The organism is Mycolicibacterium peregrinum, assembly GCF_001665625.1.
Taxonomy (GTDB): Bacteria; Actinomycetota; Actinomycetes; order Mycobacteriales; family Mycobacteriaceae; genus Mycobacterium; species Mycobacterium peregrinum_B.
Genome location: NZ_LZSY01000007.1, coordinates 1 through 23,253 on the forward strand (window position 1 = coordinate 1; position 23,253 = coordinate 23,253).

Below are 23,253 nucleotides of genomic sequence, written 5' to 3' on the forward strand. Positions count from 1 at the left end.
GTGGAAACAGCAGCGCAAACCGCTGCCCCGGACCGACACCGCGCTCGACAAGCAAGTGCGCCAACCGATTCGCAGCCCGATCAAGGTCCCCGTACGTAATGTGGCGCCCGGCGCAGCTGACGGCAACCGCAGCCGGATCACGAGCCACCTGTGCGGCGAACAACACCGGAATTGCCGCTGACGACATCGGCGTCGCCCCATTCAAGGCCGCGCGATTACCCCACTCGTCCAATTCCTCGAGATCATCGTCGTCGTCCAGATCCATCGACAACAATCGCCGGTTGGCGTCCGCACTCACGATTGTTGTTCCTCCCCGGTCATGGCCTCCAGCACCCGCTGGAAACGCCCGACGATCTTGTTGACGCGCTTGGCGGTGAACACGCCCGTGTCGAATTCGACACGGAGAACCAGTTCCGTCCCCGGCATCGCTTGCAGGGTAAGCGGATAATGGTTGTACTCCCGGCCGTTGACCTCCGTGATGGCCAATCCGTCGGCCATCGATGCCGCCACGCTCTCCACCGGATAGTTCTGGTACACGAACAGCGTGTCGAACAGTTGATCGTGGCCGACGGCGCGGTGGATCTCGCTGAGTGCCAGATGCTGATGGTCAAGGGTGTCGCCGTGACGTCGTTGCAGTTCTTCGAGCAGACCGGCGATGGTGGTGTCCGGCGTGATGGTGGCCCGCACCGGCACTGTGTTGATGAGCAAGCCGACCATCGAATCCGCGCCGGCCACTTCTGCCGATCGACCCGAGACCGCAACGCCGAACGCCACATCCTGCTGACCGGTGAGCCACATGAGCACCTGCGCCCAGGCGGCTTGCAGCACGGTGTTGGCGGTGGTGTGTTGCGACCGGGCGAGCTCGTTGACAGCCCGGGTGGTTTCGGCGGGCAGACGGAACGTCTCGGTGGCCCGCCGCCCCGGCCGGGTCCGGTTCGGCGCGACCAGTGTCGGTGTGGCGAAACCGGCCAGCACCTCACGCCACGCGGTATGGGCGGCGTCGACATCCCGCTCGGCCATCCACGTCACAAATCGGCGATACGATCCGGGAGTCGACAGGCGTTGTCCGTAGTAGCCCGCGAATATCTCCTGCAGCAGGATCGGCAGTGACCACCCGTCGAGCACGATGTGGTGATACGTCATGACGAACCGGTGCTCGCCGCCGGCGGTCCGGATCAGCGCCGCACGGAAGGCCGAGTGGTGGACCAGATCGCAGACCGCGGCCCGCTCGCCGGCACACAACTGCTGCACATCTGTCTCCGTGGCCATTTCGAGGTACTGCCAGGGCACATCGGGATCCGCCGGAATGATCTGCACGGGTTCGTCGAATCGCTTGTCGAACCGGGCCGCGAGGTTCGGGTGGCGCCCGACCACCGCACGTACCGCCTCGCGCAGCCGGTCGGGGTCCAGCGGGCCGGTGACCGTGACATCGAGTTGCATGGCGTAGACATCGTCGTCGTCACTGCCGCGGGTTGCGTTGGCCTGGAACAGGAGTCCCTGCTGCAGCGGCGTCAAGGGCAGCACGTCGGCAAGGTCGTGGTCCTGGCTCAGCTCATCGATTTGGGACTGGGTGAGGTCCGCCGGAACGATGTCGGACGGGGTCAGACCGCCGCCACCCCCACGGACGTGTGCACAGATTCCGGTGAGGGCGTCGAACCAGAGTTGGCTGAGCCTGCCGACCTGCGACTCGTCCAGAGCCGACGGAGCCCAGGTCCACGAAGCGTAAAGGCTTGGGCCGTCGTCAGTTTCGGCCGTGCTTGCGTTCAGCTCGACCGTATGCCCGAGTGGCATCGGAATCGCCGCGGCAGTCGTGGCGACCGCCGCTCCGTCGACGCTGACCTGCCACAGCCCGGTCATGTCGGTCTGCGGCGCGGCGCCCGATGCGCCCAACCTACCGAGGTAGTTGAATCCCACGGCAGGGTCGGAACCGGACAGATCCACATCGGGGTTGAGGTAGCGAAGCAGTCCGTATGTCAGTCCCTCGGGCAGCGCACGCAGTTGTTCCTTGGCGTCTTTGACCACGCGGCCGAGTGCCGGATCGCCGGCCTTCACGTCGGACCAGCTCAGGCCCGACTGGCGCGGTCCGACGTCCGTCGCGACGTTGAGCACCACCGGGTACTTGGTGGTGAACCAGCCCACGGTGCGGGACAGATCGACGGCCCGATCCGAAAGCCCATCCAGCTCCGCCAATTCCTCGTGACGGCCGTGGCCCTCGACATCGATGGCCACCGGCAGGGTAACTCCCAGGAACTGTGTCAAGGCAAGCCCGTAGGCGATCAACAGGATGTCTTGCACCCCGGCATGGAACGCTGCGGGGACTTCGCCGAGCAGAGCCCGCGTCGTCTCGACATCCAGTGACGCGGTGAGGTGGCCGGCGGTGGCATACGTGTCCCGCTCGGGCCGCACGGCAGGCAGCACGGACGGAGTCGCCAACGCTCGTCGCCAATTGTCGGCTTCAGCCTCCACCGAGACGGAGCGGGCGTGCTCGTCGAGCAGCGCGGCCCACTGCGCGAAGGACGTCCCAGTCACCGGCAATGCCACCGGCCGGCCCTGGCAGTGCTGCGCCCAGGCGATGTTGAGGTCTTCCAACAGGATCCGCCACGAGACCGCGTCGACAGCCAGGTGGTGAATGGTCAACACCAACTGCTGGGTGGATGCCACCCACAGCGCGCTCACCATCGTGCCTGCGGCCGGGTCGAGCCGCGACCGGGCTGCCACCAACGCCTCATCCGAGAGTACGTCGACCGACTCCAGATGTGCTTGCGCCGAACCCTTCTCGGGGACCAGCAATGACCAGTTGCCAGCTTGGTCGTGTTCGGCGCGCAACCGCAGCATGGCATGCCGGTCCAGCAGGGCACTCAAGACCAACTCGGCATCGGACTCGGTGGCTCCCGGCGGGGCCTGGACCATCACTGTCTGGTTGAACTCGCCGGTGGAACCCCCGGCACGCTCCACCTGCTCCAGCCAGCGCATGATCGGGGTCACCGCCACCGGCCCGACCCCCTCGTCGACCGGACCGTCGTCATCGCTCGTCACGCCGACCACTTGTGCCAGTCGGGCCACGGTCTGCTCGACGAAAATGTCACGCGGACGGCACATCACGCCGCACGCCCGGGCCTGGGCGACCACTTGCATGGAAAGAATGCTGTCTCCGCCCAGGTCGAAGAATGATTCGTCGACCCCGACCCGCTCGAGGCCGAGAACCTGGGCGTAGATGCCGGTGAGGATCTCCTCGATGTGGGTCGCGGGTGCACGGTACCGACCGGTGTCCTGGTACTCCGGTGCCGGCAAGGCGCGGGTGTCGAGTTTGCCGTTGACCGTCAACGGCAACGCCTCCAGCACCACGATCGCTGTCGGGACCATGTAGGGGGGCAGTCGGTCGGCCAACGCCTCTCGCAGCGCGCCCGGATCCACCGTCCCGGTTGTCTCTTCGGTGACATAGCCGACGAGGCGCTTGATACCCGGATGGTCCTCACGGGCGATCACCACCGCCTGCCCCACGCCGTCCAACCCGCCCAAAGCGGTCTGCACTTCGCCGAGCTCGATGCGGTAACCACGGATCTTGACCTGGTCATCGGCGCGACCCAGGTACTGCAGCTGTCCGTCGGCACGCCAGCTCACGAGATCCCCGGTGCGGTACATCCGCGTCGCGGGCTCCCCCGGCTGGCCGAACGGGCAGGCCACGAACCGGGCCGCGGTCAAGGCCGACCGGCCGAGGTAACCGCACGCCACTCCGTCGCCGGCAACGTACAGCTCACCGACCACTCCGGGCGGCACCGGGCGCAACCACTCGTCCAACACGAACAGCGCCGACGTGGCGACAGGCGCCCCGATCGGGGCGGCGCCCGAGCCCGGCACCAGGGGCACGCTCATCGACGCGTAGACCGTGATCTCGGTGGGTCCGTAGGCGTTGATCACCACTCGTCCGGGAGCCCAGCGATCAACCACCTCACCGGGACAGGCCTCACCACCGAGCAGCAAGGCGACCGATTCCAGGCCCTGCGGTGACAGCGCCCCGGCGGCCGACGGCGTCTGGGTGAGCACGTTGACCTGCTCGCGGACCAGCAGAGCATGGAAATCGTCCGGTGAGCTCACCACCGACTCGGGCACGACCACGAGGCGCGCACCCCCCAGCAAGGCGGCCCAGATCTCCCACACCGAGAAGTCGAAGGCGTACGAATGGCACTGCGTCCACACCTGATTCGCCGGGAGGTCCGCAGGCGTGGACCGGGCCAGGTGCGCCAGATTGTCGTGGGTGACGGCCACGCCCTTGGGCAGACCGGTGGTCCCCGACGTGTAGATCAGGTAGGCGAGATCATCGGCGGCGAACTCGGGCGCCAGGTCAGGAAGCGGTGTAGCCGGTTGGTCGGCCAAAGCCGGATCGTGAACATCGATGGTCTGCAGGCGATGTCCGGCCAACCGATCAGCCAATGCGGCGGTGGTGACCGCGACGACAGGTGCGGCATCGGCCAGCATGAAATCGATCCGGGCCGCGGGCAGCGCCGGGTCGATCGCCAGATACGCGGCTCCGGTCTTCAGCGCCGCCAGCATCGCGACGATCGCCTCGGCGGAGCGGTCCAGTAGCAGGGCCACGCAGGTTCCAGGACCGGCGCCGCATCCGATCATCCGGCGGGCCAACCGGTTTGCAGCCTCATCGAGTCCGCGGTAGGTCAGCGAATGCCCGTCCGAGGTCACTGCGACGGCCTCCGGAGCGCGGGCGACCTGCGCGGCGAACAGCGCGAGAACCGACACCGGTGTGCGGGTGGACCGGGCGAGCGCGGTCCGGTTTCCGATCACGTCGAGGTGGGCGTGTTCAACGGCGTCGAGTAGGTCGAGCCTGGACAGCCGCCGGTCGGTGTCGGTGGTGATCGCGACCAACACCTGCTCGAATCGTCTGATCAGTGTTTGAATGCTCGCCGCGTCGAACACGTCGGTGCGGAACTCCACCGTGCCGCCGATACCGGCGGGAGCCCCGTCCGCGGTGCGGCGTTCGGCCAGCGAGAAGCTCAGATCCATTCGTGCCGTGTGGGTGTCCATCGGCATCTGGCTGACCTCAAGGTCGCCGAGCGCGAGCCCGGAGCCGGATGCATTCGTGGCCCGTCCGGGGACGTTCTGCCACGCCAGTGCCACCTGAATCAATGGGTGATGGGTCAGGGAGCGTGTCGGATTGAGCCGATCGACGAGCACCTCGAACGGCACATCCTGGTGCTCGTAGGCGGCGAGGCTGCGGGCCCGTACCTGGGCGAGCAATTCCGCCACGGTGGGGTCACCGGCCAGGTCTGCCCGCAGAACCAGGGTGTTGACGAAGAAGCCGATCAGCTCATCCAGCGCAGGATCCCGGCGTCCGGCGATGGGGAAACCCACTGCCACATCGGAACTTCCGCTGAGTTTGGAGAGCACGGTCAGTAGCGCCGCCTGCAGCACCATGAAGCTGGTCGCGTTGTGCTCCCGAGCCACCCGGGCCACCTGCTGCTGCAGGTCGGCGGACCAGCTCAGGGCGATCGTGGCGCCACGCTGATCGGCGGCCGGCGGGTAGGGGCGGTCCGTGGGCAGATCCACCCGTTCAGGCATCCCGGCCAGGGCATCCTGCCAGTACGCCAGCTGCGAGGCGATCCGGCTCTGACTGTCGCCCAGGTCGCCGAACTGCGCGCGTTGCCACAACGTGTAATCGACGTACTGGACTGCCAGATCAGCCCAGCCGGGCGTCTGTCCGGAGCTTCGGCCTGCGTAGGCCACTCCCAGGTCAGCCACCAGCGGAGTGACCGACCAACCGTCGGCAGCGATGTGGTGCACCACCGCCGCCAGTACGTGTTCGTCGTCGGCAAGGCGGAAGAGCCGCGCCCGCAACGGTATTTCGGTGGACATGTCAAACGTGTGACTCGCGGCTTCGCCGACGGCCTGCTGCAACCGCTCCGTGGTCCAACCGGTGGCATCGACGACATCCCAGCCGAACCGGGCGTCCTCGACCGCCACCACCGACTGCCGCGGAATGCCGTCGACGGCCGGGAACACGGTGCGCAGGCTCTCGTGACGGGCCACCACATCGGCCAGCGCCACACCCAACGCCTCGACGTCGAGTGCCCCGCTGATCCGGAGTGCGGTCGGCATGTTGTAAACCGGTGACGGGCCCTGTAATTGGTCCAGGAACCACAGCCGGGACTGCGCGAACGACAGCGGAACCACCGCGGGCCGCTGACCGGCCACCAGCGGATCAAGGCGTGCCGATTCCCCGCCGATGCGGGGTGCCAGTTGCGCCACCGTCGGCGCCTCGAACAGCACCCGCACCGCAAGGCCGGTGTCCAGGGCCGTGTTCACCGCAGCGACCAGACGCATCGCAGACAGGGAATCTCCGCCGAGGTCGAAGAACGAGTCGTCAACTCCGACGCGCTCCACGCCGAGCACGCGGGCGTAGATCTCGGTCAGGATCTCCTCGGTGGGGTTCGCGGGGGCACGGTAGTGGTCGATGTCCTGGTACTCGGGTGCCGGCAGGGCGCGGGTGTTCAGCTTTCCGTTGGGGGTCAACGGCAAAGCCGCCAGGACGACCACGGCGGCCGGAACCATATAGGACGGGAGCTGCTCGGCGAGCTGGGCACGCAGCTTGCCCGGCTCCGCTGTCCCGGTTACGTAGCCCACCAGCCGCAGGGTGTCGGGCCGGTCCGCACGAGCGACCACCGCCGCCTGCTCGACGCCGTCCAAACCGGCCAGCACCGCCTGGATCTCGCCGAGCTCGATGCGGTATCCGCGGATCTTGATCTGCTCATCAGCACGGCCCACGTAGCGCAATTGACCATCGGTGCCCCAGGACACCAGGTCGCCGGTGCGGTACATGCGGCTGCCCGGTAGGCCGAACGGGCAGGCCACAAAGCGGGAGCCGGTCAGGTCGGCCCGGCCCAGGTAGCCGAGACCCACGCTGCGGCCGGCCACGTACAACTCCCCGACGACGCCGGGCGGCACCTGCCGCATCGATCCGTCGAGCACGAACAGCGCCGCGCCCGGTACCGGCGCGCCGATCGACGGCGCCCCGGACCCGGCGCTCAAAGGCACGGTCCTGGAGGCACATATCGTCGTTTCCGTCGGGCCGTAGGCGTTGACCATCACCCGCCCCGGCGCCCAACGGTCCACCGTGTCGGCCGAGCAGGCCTCACCGGCCACCAACAACGTCACGCCGGCCAACCGCTCAGGTGACAACATCGCCACCGCCGACGGGGTCTGGCTCAACACGTCGACCTGTTCGGCAACGAGCAGGGTCTGCAGATCTTCTGGTGAGCGAGCCACAGATTCGGGTACGACCACCAGTCGGCCACCGTGTAGCAGCGCGCCCCAGATCTCCTCGACCGAGGCATCGAAGGCGTAGGAATGCCACTGTGTCCAGGTCTTTCCGGCCAGGAAGGTGTCCGGGGTCCCCAGCAGTTCGGCCACGTTGCGGTGGGTGATCGCCACGCCTTTGGGGACACCGGTGGTGCCCGAGGTGTAGATCAGATACGCGATGTCGTCGGCTTCCGGCGCCGCGAGTCGGATGTCGGTGGCCCCGTAGGGATCCGGGTGTGCGACGTCGGCGGTGTCACCGACGTCGATGACCAGGACGTCGCATCCGGCCAGTCGGTCGGCGAGACCCGCGGTGACGATCGCGGCGGCCGGTGCGGCGTCGGCGAGCATGAATTCGATCCGCGCATCGGGTAGCACCGGGTCGATCGGCAGATACGCCGCACCGGTCCTGAGCACGGCCAGCATGGCCACCACCGCATCCGCGGAGCGCTCCGCCAGCAGTGCCACGCATGCCCCCGGGCCGACACCGTGGGCACCCAGCTTGTGGGCCAACCGGTGTGCGGCACTATCGAGTTCCAGATAAGTCATGCTGCGACCGTCGGCGGAGATGGCCACCGCCTCGGGGGCACGGACGACCTGTATGGCGAACAGTTCTGGAATCGACACGGCGGAGCGGTCGGGCTCGGGAGTCGTCAACACTGCCCGGTTGCCCCAGCCGTCGAGGCGGACATGCTCGGCCGTGTCGAGCAGATCCAGAGACGACAGCCGCTGGGTGGGATCGGATGTCATCGCTGCCAATACGCGCTGCCACCGCGCGATCAGCGCCACGATGCTGTCTGCGTCGAACACGTCGGTGCGGAATTCCACCGCGCCGCCGATCCCGGCGGGCTCACCGTCGGAGGTCCACCGTTCGCCGAGGGACAAGGTCAGGTCCATACGGGCGGTCTGGGTGTCCACCGGCAGGGGTGTCACCTGGAGATCGCCCAGGGTCAACCCGTCCGCCGGACCGGTGTCCTGCCAGGGAAGGTTCTGCCAAGCCAACGCGACCTGCACCAGTGGATGATGGGTCAGGCTCCGGGTCGGATTGAGGCGCTCCACCAGAACTTCGAACGGCACGTCCTGGTTCTCGAAGGCGGCCAGGGTGCGAGTCCGCACCTGCGCCAGCAACTCCGCCACCGTGGGATCCCCATCCAGATCCACTCGCAACACCAAGTTGTTGACGAAGAAGCCCACCAGCTCATCGAGAGCTGCGTTACCGCGCCCGGCGATCGGGAAACCAACGGCCACATCTGAACTCGCGCCCAGGTTGGACAGCAGAACGGCGAGGGAAGCCTGCATCACCATGAAGTTGGTCGCGCTGTGCTCGGCGGCCACCTCATTCACCCGTTGCTGCAACTCGACCGGCCAATCCACCGCCACGGTGGACCCGCGCTGATCGGCAACCGGCGGGTAAGGACGGTCGGTTGGCAGAGCCAGGTGTTCGGGCAGGCCAGCCAGCGCCTCTTCCCAGTAGGCCAGCTGCGCGGCGATCGGACTGTCGGTGTCGTCGAGATCACCGAGCTGCGCACGCTGCCACAGCGTGTAGTCGACGTATTGCACCGGCAGAGGCTCCCATTCGGGAGCCTCTCCCCTGCTCCGGCCGGCGTAGGCCACGCTCAGGTCACGCACCAGCGGGGTGAGGGACCACCCGTCGGCGGCGATATGGTGCACGACGGCCACCAGTACGTGCTCATCTTCCGCGACGCGGAAAAGTTTTGCCCGCAAGGGTATCTCGGCGGCCAGGTCGAAGCTGTACCGCACTGTCTCGGCGATGCCCTCCTTGAGCGCACCGGCCGGCCAAGCGGTGGCATCCACGACGCTCCAACCGAACTCGATCGCGTCGACCGATGCCACCACCTGCCGAGGTGTTCCCTCCGGCGCATCGAACAACGTCCGCAGGCTCTCATGGCGAGCCACCACATCCGCGAGCGCTGCACCCAACGCGTCCGCGTCGAGGTGCCCATGCAGTTGCAGACCGACCGGCATGTTGTAGACCGGGGACGGCCCCTGGAACTGGTCGACGAACCACAACCGGTTCTGGGCGAACGACAGTGGGATCACATCCGGGCGTTCCCCGGCCACCAGTGGCTCCAGGCGCCCTGCGCGTTCACTGACATGCAATGCCAATTGGGCGACCGTGGGCGCTTCGAACACCGTGCGTACCGACAGTTCGGTGTCCAGAGCGGCGTTGATCGCGGAGACCAGGCGCATGGTCGAGACCGAATCCCCGCCCAGATCGAAGAACGAGTCGTCGGCGCCCACCCGCTCCACGCCGAGGACGCGGGCGAAGATCCCGGCCAGGATCTCCTCATCGGGGCCGGCGGGCGCACGATAGTGACCGGCGTCCTGGAAGTCCGGCGCCGGCAGCGCCCGGGCGTCGAGTTTGCCGTTCACCGTCACCGGCAGCGCGGCCAGCGCCACCACCGAGGCGGGAACCATGTAGCCCGGCAAGCGTTCGGCCAGCGCGGCGCGTGCCTGGACCGGATCGGCGGTCCCGGTGATGTAGCCAACCAGTCGCTTGTCACCCGGATTGTCCTCGCGGGCGATCACCGCTGCCTGGTCAACTCCCTCGAGCGCGGTGAGCGCGGACTGGATCTCGCCGAGCTCGATGCGATACCCGCGGATCTTGACCTGCTCATCGGCGCGGCCGAAGTAGTCCAGCTGTCCGTCGCTGCGCCAACGCACCAGATCGCCGGTGCGGTACATGCGCGAGCCAGGTTCCCCGAACGGACACGCCATGAAACGCGATGCGGTCAATCCCGTACGACGCCAATACCCCACGCCCACACCGGCACCCGACAGGTACAACTCGCCGACCACGCCTGCGGGCACCGGGCGCAGCCACTCGTCCAGTACGAAGAACGCCGCCCACGCCGTGGGCGAGCCGATCGGCGGCGCACCGGAACCGGCCTCCAGAGGCGTGCTGGCGCACAACCACATCGTGGTCTCCGTCGGGCCGTAGACGTTGACCATCACCCGCCCCGGAGACCAGCGATCCACCAGGTCCGGCGGGCAGGGCTCGGCGCCGATCACCAGCGCCGTGTCGTCCAGGCCTTGCACCGCCAGCACGCCCACGGCCGACGGGGTCTGCGTCAACACCGTGACCTGTTCACGCACCAACAGGTCGTGGAAGTCCTCCGGTGAGCGCGTCACCGACTCCGGCACCACCACGAGGCGCCCGCCGTGCAGCAGCGCACCCCAGATCTCCCACACCGAGAAGTCGAAGGCATATGAGTGGAACTGCGTCCACACCTGTCCCGGCGCAAGCGGTATCCCGATCTGCAACGAGTCGAACAGCTGCGCCACGTTGTGCTGGGTGACCGCAACACCCTTGGGCTGCCCGGTGGTGCCCGAGGTGTAGATGATGTGGGCCATGTCGTCGGGGGCCGGCGGCGTCGGTGCCGTACTGGGCTGGGTGGCCACGATGGGGTCGGCAACATCGCCGCCGTCGAAAATCCTCAGCTGGTGACCGTCGAACCGATCGAACAGCGCCCTGGTGGTGACCGCGGCGATGGGAGCGGCGTCGGTCAGCATGAAATCGACCCGGGTCTCCGGCAGGGCCGGGTCGATCGGCAGGTAGGCCGCACCGGCCTTGAGCACCGCCAAGATCGCCACGACTGCCTCTGCCGAACGGGGGAACATCAACGCGACCCGCTCGCCGGGTCCTACTCCCTCACCGACGAGCAAGTGTGCCAATCGATTCGCGGCCTCGTCGAGTTCGCGGTAGGTGAAGGTCCGGTCCTCGCAGACCAGCGCCACCGCCTCCGGCGTACGTGCCACCTGGGCGGTGAACAGTTCCGGCACCGACGTCGGCTGCGGCAGGTGAGCCAGGACGTCCCGGTTGCCCCAGCGCTGAAGGCGCGCCCGTTCGGACTCGTCGAGCAGATCCAGCGCCGACAGCTGCCGATCCGGGGCGGCGGTCATCGCCGCCAGGATCGCCTCGATCCGTTTGGTGAGGGCTTCGATGTCGGTCGGGTCGAACACATCGGTGTCGTATTCGAGACGCAGCCGCAGTTCGTCACCGGGTATCGCCTGCATCGTGAGCGGGTAGTCGGTGGACTCGTGGCTGGTGAACTCGGTGATCTCCAGTCCGTCGTCCACTCCGGACAATGCGTTGGTGTCCACCGGGTAGTTCTCGAACACGAACAAGGTGTCGAACAGACGGTCCTGGTCGGTGATGCGATGAATCTCGCTGAGCGCCAGATATTGGTGCTCAAGGGTTTTGGTCTGTGCGCTCTGCAGGTGGTCGAGCAGGTCGGCGGTGCTGGTCGCCGCGGTGATGTCAGCGCGCACGGGCACCGTGTTGATCAGCAGACCCACCATCGATTCCGCGCCGGGCACCTCGGCCGGCCGACCCGAGACCACCGTGCCGAAGGCGATGTCATGCTGGCCGGTAAGGGAGTTCAGCAGCAGTGCCCACGCACCCTGCAGCACGATGTTGACGGTGGTGTGGTGTGAGCGCGCCAGATCATTGAGCGCCCGAGTGGTCTGCTCGGACAGTCGATGCGCCCGCACGCCACGGCGCCCCGACCCTGACTTCTGCGACGGACCGACCAAGGTGGGTGTGTCGAAGCCGGCCAGTACCTCGCGCCAGGCTGCGTGTGCGGCCGCGACGTCGCGATCGGCCAGCCAGGTGATGAAACTGCGATACGGCGTGGCCGCGGGCAGCCGAAGCCCTTGATAACAGGCGAAGATCTCTTGCAACAGGATGGGCAGCGACCAGCCGTCGAGCACGATGTGGTGATTGGTCAGCACCACTCGATGTCGGTTGTTCGCAGTGCGGACGACCGCCACCCGGAAAGCCGGTGGATGGGCCAGGTCGCACACCGCGCTGCGTTCCTCGGCGCAGATCTGTCGGATCTGTTCCTCGGTTGCCGCGGCGCCCAATTCGACATATCGCCAACCCGCGGTGGGATCGGCCGGAATGATCTGCACCGGCTCGTCGAACTGCTCGCAGAATCGGGCCGCCAGGTGTGGATGGCGATCGGCAACGGCCTGTACAGCATCGCGCAGCCGGTGCTCGTTGAGCATTCCGGCGACCGTGATGTCCAGTTGGACGACATACAGATCGTCGTCGGGCCCCTGGGCGGTGCTGCTGTGGAATACCAGGCCTTGCTGTAGCGCGGTCAGCGGCAAAATGTCCGCGATCCGGTACTGCTGTGACAATTCGTCGATCTCGTGCTGGGCAAGCCGGGCCGGCGCGATGTCCGACGGGGTCAATCCTCCTCCGCCACTTCGCACGTGCACGCAGAGACCGCTCAGGGCGTCCAGCCACAATTGGCTCAGCCGCATGATCTGGGCCTCGTCGATCGACGATTGCGCCCAGGTCCAATTGGCCTGCAGATGCGGGCCTGCATCGGTGTCGACGGTGCCGGCATTGAGGGACACGGTGTGGGACAACGGCATCGATATCGCCGCGGTCACAGCGGTGGTCGATGCGGCTTCTGCCGGCATCTGCCACAACTCGCCGGTCATTTGCGTGGACCCGCCCCCGAGGCGGCCGAGGTAGTTGAATCCGACTGTGGGGTCGGCCATGTCGAGGTCGACATCGGGGTTGAGGTAGCGCAGCAGCCCGTAGGACAAGGGGTCCGGTTGGCCCCGCAGCTGTTCCTTGGCCTCTTTGACCGCCGCGCCCAACGCCGGGTCACCGGCGATCACCTGATCCCAGGACAGCGCGCCCAGAGACAGTGCAACCGGGTATTTCGTGGTGAACCACCCGACCGTGCGGGACAGGTCGACGTCAGCGGCAATCTCCTCATGCCGCCCGTGGCCCTCGACATCGAGCGCGATCGGATCGCCGCCGCTGCCCGTGAATTCAGCCAGCGCGAGGCCGAATGCGATCAGGAGGATGTCGTGTACCCCGGCGTGGAACGCTGTCGGCACCTCGCCGAGCAACATTCGCGTGGTCTCGGTGTCCAGCGATATCGGCAACTGGCCGGCGGTCGCGTAGGTATCCGTTTCGGGGTGCACTGGCGGAAACACCGCGGGCGTCGCTGCGATCCGTCGCCACTCCTGCGCCCGGCTCGCAACGTCCGGATCGCTCGCGTAGGCCTCCAGCAGTCCGGCCCAGCGGGTGAACGACGTCCCCGCGGGAGGCAGCACGACCGGTTGGCCGCCGCGATGCTGCGCCCAGGCGATGTTGAGGTCTTCCAGGATGATTCGCCACGACACCCCGTCGACCGCCAGGTGGTGAACGACCAACACCAGCTGAGCCGTGGAGGTGACCCACAACGCCCGCAACATCGCGGCGGAGGCCGGGTCCAACCCCGACCGTGCGACTACCAGTGCCTCGTCCGTCAGTGCCGCCACCGACTGCAGACATTCGCCTGCGTCGACAGAACCCGGCTCGGGGGCGGTCAACGACCATCCGCCCGCCTGGTCGGCCTCGGCACGCAGCCGCAGCATGGCATGCCGATCCAGCAAGGCCTGCAACATGATGACGACGTCGGCTTCGGTCGCCCCACCGGGAGCCTGCACCAGCAGCGTCTGGTTGAACTGGTCGATGGGGCCGCCGGAGCGTTCCACGGCATGCAGCCACCTGATGATCGGGGTGGCCGGCACCGGTCCCACGCCTTCGTCGACCGGGCCATGTGATCCGGCGGTCACACCGGCGACCCGGGCCAACCGGGCCACCGTCTGCTCGACGAACACATCGCGTGGGCGACACACCAGGCCGGCCGCGCGAGCCCGGGCAACGACCTGCATCGACAGGATGCTGTCGCCGCCGAGGTCGAAGAACGAGTCGTCGACTCCGACCCGCTCGAGCCCGAGAACCTGGGCGTAGATACCGGTCAGGACTTCTTCGACGGCGTCTGCCGGGGCACGGTAGCGCTCCCCGTCTGTGTAGTCGGGCGCGGGAAGTGCCCGCGTGTCGAGTTTTCCGTTCACCGTCAACGGAAGTGCGGCCAGCGCCACCACCGCGACGGGGACCATGAAGGCGGGTAGCCGCTCGGCCAGCTCGGCCCGGACCCCGGCCGGATCTGCGGTGCCCGTGAGATATCCGACCAGCCGCTTGTCACCGGGACGGTCTTCCCTGGCGATCACGACGGCCTGCTCGACGCCGTCGAGTTCGGCCAGGGCGGCCTGGACCTCACCGAGTTCGATGCGGTAGCCGCGGATCTTGACCTGCTCGTCGGCGCGGCCGAGGTACTCCAGCTGCCCATCGGGCCTCCAGCACACCAGGTCTCCGGTCCGATACATGCGCGTTGCGACGCCGCCGAACGGACATGCGACAAACCGTGAGGCGGTCAACCCGGTCCGGCCCACGTAGCCGTATCCCAGGCCTGCACCCGCCACGTACAGCTCGCCGATGACTCCGGCCGGAACCGGACGCAACCACTCGTCGAGCACGAACAGCGCCGCTCCGGGAACCGGTGAGCCGATGGGGACCACGTGTGGTCCGGCGGCTTCCACCTCCAGGGGCGCACTGATCGCCACACACATCGTGGTTTCGGTCGGACCGTAGGCGTTGATCATCACCCGGCCAGGGGCCCACTGCTCCACCACCTCCGGTGGGCAGGCCTCACCGACCACGACCAGTGCCGCCGACTCCAACCCCTCACGCGGCAACACCCGCACGGCTGACGGTGTTTGGGTGAGAACGTCGACGATCTCGCGAACGAGCAAGGCGTGGAAATCTTCCGGGGAAACGGTGATCTCCTCGGACACCACCACCACCCGCCCACCACGGAGCAGAGCGCCGAAGATCTCCCAGACCGAGACATCGAAGGCCAGCGAATGGCACTGCGGCCACACGCCGGGGTGCGGTAGTCCGGCATCGAGTGTTTCGAGGAGCTGGGTCACGTTGTGGTGGGTGACCGCGACACCCTTGGGAACGCCTGTGGTGCCCGACGTGTAGATCAGGTACGCGATGTCGTCCGCATCGGGCGTCGGCAGGGCGTTACTCGACTGGTTGCCCGGCTCGACGCTCGCGTCGACGATCGCCAAGCCGCGGCCCTGCAGCCGCTCGACCAGATCGGTGGTGGTGACCGCGGCCACCGGTACCGCATCGGCCAGCACGAAATCCAGTCGCGTATCGGGCACCGACGGATCGATCGGAAGATATGCGGCACCGGTTTTGAGGATCGCCAGGATCGCCACGATCGCCTCGGCTGACCGGTTGCACAGCAGCGCCACACACCGGCCGGAACCGGCTCCATAACCGATCAGCAAGTGCGCCAACCGGTTTGCGGCTTCATCGAGTTGACGGTAGGTCCATGAACGGGCGCCGCAGGTGACCGCCACTGCATCCGGAGTACGCGTCACGTGTTCGGCGAACAATGCCGGAACCGACACGGCCCTCGGCGCGGGGCGGGTCAGCGTCGCCTGGTTGCCGACCGCCGCGAGACGGGCGTGGTCATCGGCATCGAGCAGATCAACCGACGACAACCGCGCGGCCGGATCGGCAGTCATCGCGGTCAGGACTCGCTGCAGCCGGGCGACCAGTGTTGCGATGGTGTCGGCGTCGAACACGTCGGTGCGGAATTCCACCGTCCCGCCGATGCCTGCCGGCTCACCGGCGTCGGTCCGGCGATCCGTCAGCGAGAAATTCAAATCCATTCGCGCGGTGTGGGTATCCACCGGCACCGGAGAGACCTGCAGATCGCCCAACGCCATTCCGGCGGCCGGATCGTTGACGTCGTGCCGGCCGAGGTTCTGCCATGCCAACGCCACCTGGATCAACGGGTGATGTGCCAGCGACCGAGTCGGGTTCAGCCGCTCGACCAGCACCTCGAACGGTACATCCTGGTGGTCGAACGCGGCCAGACTCCGCGCGCGAACCTGAGCCAGGACCTCGGCGACCGTCGGATCGCCTGAGAGGTCGACCCGCAGAACCAAGGTGTTGACGAAGAAGCCGACCAGGTCATCCAGTGCCGGATCGCGACGTCCTGCGATCGGAAAACCAACCGCCACATCCGCACTCGCGCTGAGCTTGGACAGCAGCGTCAGCAGCGCTGCCTGGACCACCATGAAACTGGTCGCATTGTGCTCCCGAGCGAACCGGGCCACCTGCTGCTGCAACTCGGCAGGCCAGTCCACCGCCAACGTCGCGCCCCGCTGATCGGACATCAGCGGGTAGGGCCGATCGGTGGGTAGCGCGGTGCGCTCGGGCATCCCGGCCAGCGCGTCCTGCCAGTAGGCCACCTGCCCCGCAATTCGGCTGTGGCTGTCCTGGAGATCGCCGAACTGGGCGCGCTGCCACAACGTGTAGTCGGCGTACTGCACCGCCAGGTCCGCCCAACCGGGTGCCTGTCCGGCGCATCGACTGGTGTAGGCCACCCCCAGATCGGCCACCAGCGGAGTGATCGACCAGCCGTCGGCGGCGATATGGTGCACCACCGCAGTGAGCACGTGCTCGTCCTCTGCCAGGCGGAACAGCCGGGCCCGCAAAGGGATCTCGGTGGACAGGTCGAAGGTGTGTCGCGACACGGCCTCGACGGCCTCCTGTAGGCGCACCGCCGTCCAATCGGTGGCGTCGACGACCTCCCAACCGAATTCCACGGGTCCACGTGCCATCACCACCTGGCGGGGAATCCCGTCGGGTGCGGCGAACAACGTCCGCAGGCTCTCGTGCCGGTCCACCACATCGGTCAGCGCCGCGCGCAACGCATCGACATCCAGCACGCCGCTGAGGCGGAAGGCGGCCGTCATGTTGTAAACCGATGAGGGGCCCTGCAATTGATCCAGGAACCACAAGCGCGACTGGGCGAACGACAACGGAACCACGTCCGGGCGCTCACCGGCGGCCAGCGGCTGCAACTGAGCCGCTTGCCCACCGATATGGCACGCCAACTGCGCGACCGTGGGCGCGTCGAACAACGAGCGCACCCCGATTCCTGCCCTCAGGGATGTGTTGACCGCCGCGACCAGACGCATCGCGGAGAGCGAATCCCCGCCCAGATCGAAGAACGAGTCGTCGATACCTACCCGATTCAGGCCCAGGACCCGGGCATAGGCGTCGGCCAGGATCTCCTCGACCGGGTTGGAGGGTGCCCGATAGTGATCGGTGCCGGCGAAGTCAGGTGCGGGCAGCGCGCGTCGGTCCAGCTTGCCGTTGACCGTCAGCGGCACCGCGTCGATCGCCACCACCGCGGCCGGGACCATGTAGTTCGGCAGCCGCTCGGCCACCTCGGCGCGGACCTGGCCCGGATCGGCGGTGCCGGTGATGTAGCCGACGAGACGCACGGGACCGGCGTCGTCGCCGCGGGCGATCACCACCGCCTGTGTCACCCCGTCGACAGCCGCAAGCGCGGCTTGTACTTCACCGAGTTCGATGCGGTAGCCCCGGATCTTGACCTGCTCGTCGGCGCGCCCGAGGTACTGCACCTGACCGTCGTCGCCCCACCGCACCAGATCGCCGGTGCGATACATCCGTTGTCCCGCGCTGCCGAACGGGCAGGCCACGAACCGCGACGCGGTCAAACCTGCCCGGCGCCAATAACCCACGCCCACACCGCGACCGGCGATGTAAAGCTCGCCGACCACTCCGGGCGGCACCGGACGCAGCCAGGCGTCCAGGATGAACAGCGCTCCCCCGGCCACCGGCTTGCCGATGGGCACGACCGGCCCCGGGGCGAGCGGTGCGCTCATCGACGCGTACACCGTGGCCTCGGTGGGACCGTAGGCGTTGATCATCACGCGTCCGGGCGCCCAGCGGTCGACCAATTCAGACGGGCAGGCCTCGCCGGCCACCACCAAGGCAGCCGAGTCCAGGCCTTGCGGCGAGATCATCCCCGCTGCCGAGGGCGTCTGACTCAGCACGGTGACGCGTTCGGCGACCAGCAGCTGATGGAAAGCGTCGGGCGATTCGGCGACGTGTTCAGGCACCACCAGCAGACGTGCGCCATGCAGCAATGCTCCGAAGATCTCCCACACCGAGACGTCGAAGCTGTACGAATGCCACTGCGTCCAAACCTGACCCGGCCCCGACGACACGTTGGTGTCGAGTGAGCCGAACAGCCCGGGTACGTTCCGATGCGGGATGGCAACACCTTTCGGGACACCGGTGGTGCCCGAGGTGTAGATGATGTAGGCGATGTCGTCGGGTCCCGGTCCCGGTCCCGAGGGCGCGGTGCCGGGGTGGTCGTCCACAGCCGCGTCGTCGACGTCGACGACGTGGAGGTCGCACCCGTCCAGGCGCGACCGTCGGTCGGCGGTGGTGACCGCGAGGATCGGAGCGGCATCGACCACCATGAACTCGATACGCGCAACCGGAAGTGCAGGGTCCACCGGGACGTAGGCCGCACCGGTCTTCAGCACCGCCAGAATCGCCACGATCGCCTCGGCAGACCGGGAGAACAGCAGCGCCACAACCTCACCCGGGCCGGCGCCGTGGCCGGTCAACAGGTGCGCAAGCCGGTTGGCTGCGGTATCGAGTTCCCGGTAGGTCATCGACCGGCCGTCGAAGGTCACCGCCACGGCGTCGGGCGTGCGCGCGACCTGTTCGGCGAACAACGTCGGAATTGACTGCGCTGTGGCCGGTGTGGCCAATACGACCAGGTTGCTCCACTCGTCGAGGCGGGAGTGCGTGCGCTCGTCCAGCAGATCGACCGACGACAACGGCCGGTCCGGATCCACGGCCATCGACGCCAGGATCGTCTTCAACCGATCGATCAGGGCCTCGATGGCGCCGAGGTCGAAGACATCGGTGTCGTACTCGACGCGTAGCTGCATTTCGCGGTCGACGCGTGGCCCGGTCTCGCGGCCGGGCAGCGCCTGCACCGCCAGCGGGTAGTGGTTGGACTCGCGGAAATCGAACTCGGTGACGGTCAAGCCGTCGACACCCAGCGGTGCGGTGGTCTCGATCGGATAGTTCTCGAAAACCAGGAGGGTGTCGAACAGTTGGTCCTGGCCGGTGATGCGGTGGATGTCCCTGAGCGCCAGGTGCTGATGCTCGAGCGTGTCGTTGTGGGCACTCTGCAGCTGATCGAGCAGGTCCGCGGTGCTGGTTGCCGGCGTGAAGGTGGCCCGAACCGGCACCGTGTTGATGAGCAGGCCGACCATCGAATCCGCGCCGGCGACCTCGTCCGGACGCCCCGAGACCGTCGTGCCGAATGCGACGTCAGACTGACCGGTCAGCGAGCTGAGCATCAGCGCCCATGCGCCCTGCAACACCACGTTGGCGGTGGTGTGATGCGAGCGAGCCAGGTCGCCGAGGGCCCGGGTGATCTCGAGGGGCAGCCGGAATGACTCGATGCCCCGTTGCCCCAGCCCTTTTCGGTCTCCCGGGCCGACCAGGGTGGGAGTGTCGAAGCCAGTCAACCTTTCCTGCCACGCCTCGTGGGCGCCGGCGTGGTCCCGTTCGCCCAGCCAGGTGACGAATCGGCGGTACGGTGCGGCGGCAGGCAGCCGATGCCCACCGAAGCTTGCGAAGATCTCCTGCAGCAGGATCGGCATCGACCAGCCGTCGAGCACGATGTGGTGAGTGGTCAGTACGAAACGGTGCCGGTCATCCGCGACGCGGACGAGGGCAGCCCGAAACGGCGGCTGGTTGTGGAGGCCGCACACCGCGGCACGTTCGGCGGCACAGACCGCCTGGATCTGGTCATCGACGACGTCGGCGTCGGGATTCAGTTCGACAAACCGCCACGGCACCGCGGGGTCGACAAAGATGACCTGCACCGGCTGCTCGAACTGTTCGCAGAACCGGGCCGCGAGGTGGGGATGCCGTGCCGCGACCGTCTGCACCGCATCGCGGAGCCGATTCTCGTCGAGCGGTCCGCTCAATGTGATGTCGAGCTGCATCGCGTAGACGTCGTCAGAGTCCAGTGCGGCGCCGGCGTGGTAGAGCAGTCCCTGTTGCAGCGGTGTCAGCGGCAACACGTCGGCGACGCGGTACTGCCGACTCAGCTCGTCGATCTGCTGCTGGCTCAACTCGGCCGGGGCGATGTCCGACGGAGTCAATCCGCCGCCACCGCGACGCACATGCTCGCAGATGCCGGTCAGGGCCTCGAACCACAACTGGCCCAATCGGTTCACCAGCTCGTCGTCGAGCGCAGAGAGCGCCCACGTCCAGTCGGCATTCAATTGGACACCGGCGGCGGTGTCGACAGTGGCCGCGTTGAGTTCCACGGTGTGCCCCAGTGCGGTGGGCACCGCCGCTGCGATACTCGCCGACGAGAAGCCATCGGGGCAGATCCGCCAGACATCAGCGGACGGGTCGTCCTGCATCGCCCCCAGGCGCCCCAGGTAGTTGAATGCGATCACCGGGTCAGGTCCGGCCAGGTCCACGTCCGGGTTCAGGTACCGCAGTAGGCCGTAAGTCAGGCCGTCGGGCTGGGCCCGGAGCTGCTCCTTGGCATCTTTGAGCGTGGCGCCGAGAGCCGCATCACCGGCGACCACCTGGGCCCACGACAGGCCACCACCGCGATCGAAGCTCAACGCCACCGGGTATTTGGTGGTGAACCATCCGACCGTGCGCGACAGGTCGATATCTCGAGCGGGAATCCCACCCAGGTCTGCCATCTCCTCGTGGCGACCGTGACCCTCGACGTCAATGGCGATCGGTGCGCCGCCGGCGCGTGAGAATTCGGCCACCGCCAACCCGAAGGCGATCAACAAGATGTCATGCACCCCGGCGTGAAACGCGGCAGGCGCTGCGCCGAGCAGCATCTGGGTGGTCTCGGCGTCCAGCACCATCGACAGCTGTCCGGCGGTCGCGTAGGTGTCGACCTCGGGTTGCGGCTCGGGCAACTTCGCCGGTGTCGCGGCGATCTGCCGCCACTGCCGTGCCAGCTCCCCTACGTGCGGGTGCCGCGCAGCGTGAGCCAGCAGATCCGCCCAGCGACCGAAGGACGTGCCGGTATCCGGCAATGCCGGAGGCTGCCCGCTGCGAAGCTGGGCCCAGGCGATGTTGAGATCCTCCAACACGATTCGCCACGACACCCCGTCAACCGACAGATGGTGAACGATCAACACCAGCTGGCGTGCCGAAGACACCCACAGCGCGCTGAGCATCATCCCGGCGGCCGGGTTCAACCGCGACCGTGCCGCCACCAGGGCCTCATCGGACAGCACATCTACCGCGTGCAGGCAGTCGGCGGCGTCAACCGAGCCCACATCGGGAACAGTCAACGACCATCTGCCCGCGCCGTCGTCCTGGGCACGCAACCGGAGTGTGCCGTGCCGATCGATCAAGGCCTGCAACAGGATTACGAGATCGGACTCGCTGATGTCGGAGGGTGCCTGCAGCACCACCGTCTGATTGAACTGGTCGATCGGGCTGTCGGCCGTTTCCAGGTCCTTCAGCCACCACATGATCGGGGTCGCAGTCACCGAACCCAGTCCGTCGTCGGCGGGCCGGGGCGCAACAGTGGTCGTCCCGACCACCTGAGCGAGGCGGGCGACGGTCTGCTGGACGAAGATGTCCCGGGGGCGGCACACCAGCCCCGCCGCGCGGGCTCGGGAGGCCACCTGCATCGACAGGATGCTGTCCCCGCCCAACTCGAAGAACGATGCATCGACGCCGACCCGGTCCAGTCCGAGGATCTGGGCGTAGATGCCGGCGAGGATCTCCTCGGTGGGAGTGGACGGGGCCCGATAGTCATCGACGTCGTGATATTCGGGTGCGGGCAACGCTTTCCGGTCGAGCTTGCCGTTGACGGTCAACGGGAACGCATCCAAGGCGATCACGGCCGTGGGCACCATGTAGGACGGCAGACGCTCGGCCAGCGCCGCACGTGCCACGGACGGATCGGCGGACCCGATCAGGTAACCGACCAGCCGCTTGTCCCCGGAGCGATCCTCACGCGCGATCACCACCGCCTGCTCGACGCCAACCAAAGCCGTCAATGCGGCTTCGATCTCACCGAGCTCGATCCGGTAGCCACGAATCTTGACCTGCTCGTCGGCGCGACCCAGATACTGGAGCTCCCCGTCGGCACTCCAACAGACGAGATCCCCGGTGCGATACATCCGCGCACCCGGTGTGCCGAAGGGGCAGGCCACAAATCGCGTCGAGCTCAACGGAGCCCGGCCCACATAGCCATAACCCAAACCGGCACCGGCCACGTACAACTCGCCCACCGCACCGGTAGCCACCGGACGCAACCAGTCGTCGAGCACGAAAAACGCCAGATCCGCCAGTGGCACACCGATCGGACTCACATCGCCTTCGGCGTCCGCGGAGGTGATCTCACGGAACGAGGCGTGCACCGTCGTCTCGGTGATCCCGTACATGTTGATCAACCGGGGCGATTCCGGGTGTTCGGCCAGCCACGCCCCGAGGCGGGGCGGATCGAGTGCTTCTCCACCGAACACCACCACCTCGAGGGCCAGCCGGTTCTCGGGCTGTGCCGTGTCCACGGCAGCCAACGCATAGAACGCCGACGGAGTCTGACTCAGCACCGTGACGTGCTCGTCGACGAGTAGAGCGTGGAACTCTTCAGGCGAGCGCGTCACCGATTCGGATACGACGACGAGCCGCGCACCGTGCAGCAGCGCACCGAAGATCTCCCACACCGAGAAGTCGAACGCCAACGAATGACACTGCGTCCACACCTGACCCGACGACAACGCCACATCACGATCGATTGCATCCAACAACCGCGTCACATTCCGATGCGGAATCGCCACGCCCTTGGGCACACCCGTCGTACCCGAGGTGTAGATCAGATACGCGGTATCGTCCGGTGTCGGCAGCACCGGCAGCGGCGTACTCGGCCGGCCGTACACCGAACGGTCGTGAACATCGATCACCGCCAGCCCGCGCCCACTGAGCCGATCCAACAGATCGGCGGTGGTCACGGCGACAACTGGGGATGCATCGGTCAGCACGAACTCCAGCCGGGTATCGGGTACCGACGGATCGATCGGCACATACGCCGCACCGGTTTTGAGCACACCCAAGATCGCCACGATGGCCTCGACCGACCGTGGAAACAGCAGCGCAACCCGCTGCCCCGGACCGACACCGCGCTCGACAAGCAAGTGCGCCAACCGATTCGCAGC

The 23,253-nt window shown here is 67.3% G+C and carries 2 protein-coding genes; both read right to left on the bottom strand.

From position 1 onward, the window contains the following. The coding region (locus A5779_RS00790) for an AMP-binding protein (RefSeq protein WP_165609726.1) at positions 1-298 on the bottom strand (298 nt) is incomplete at its 3' end. Further along, on the bottom strand, positions 295-23,253 hold a 22,959-nt coding region (locus A5779_RS00795; RefSeq protein ID WP_236734605.1), incomplete at its 5' end, for a non-ribosomal peptide synthase/polyketide synthase. The genes A5779_RS00790 and A5779_RS00795, both read right to left, overlap by 4 nt.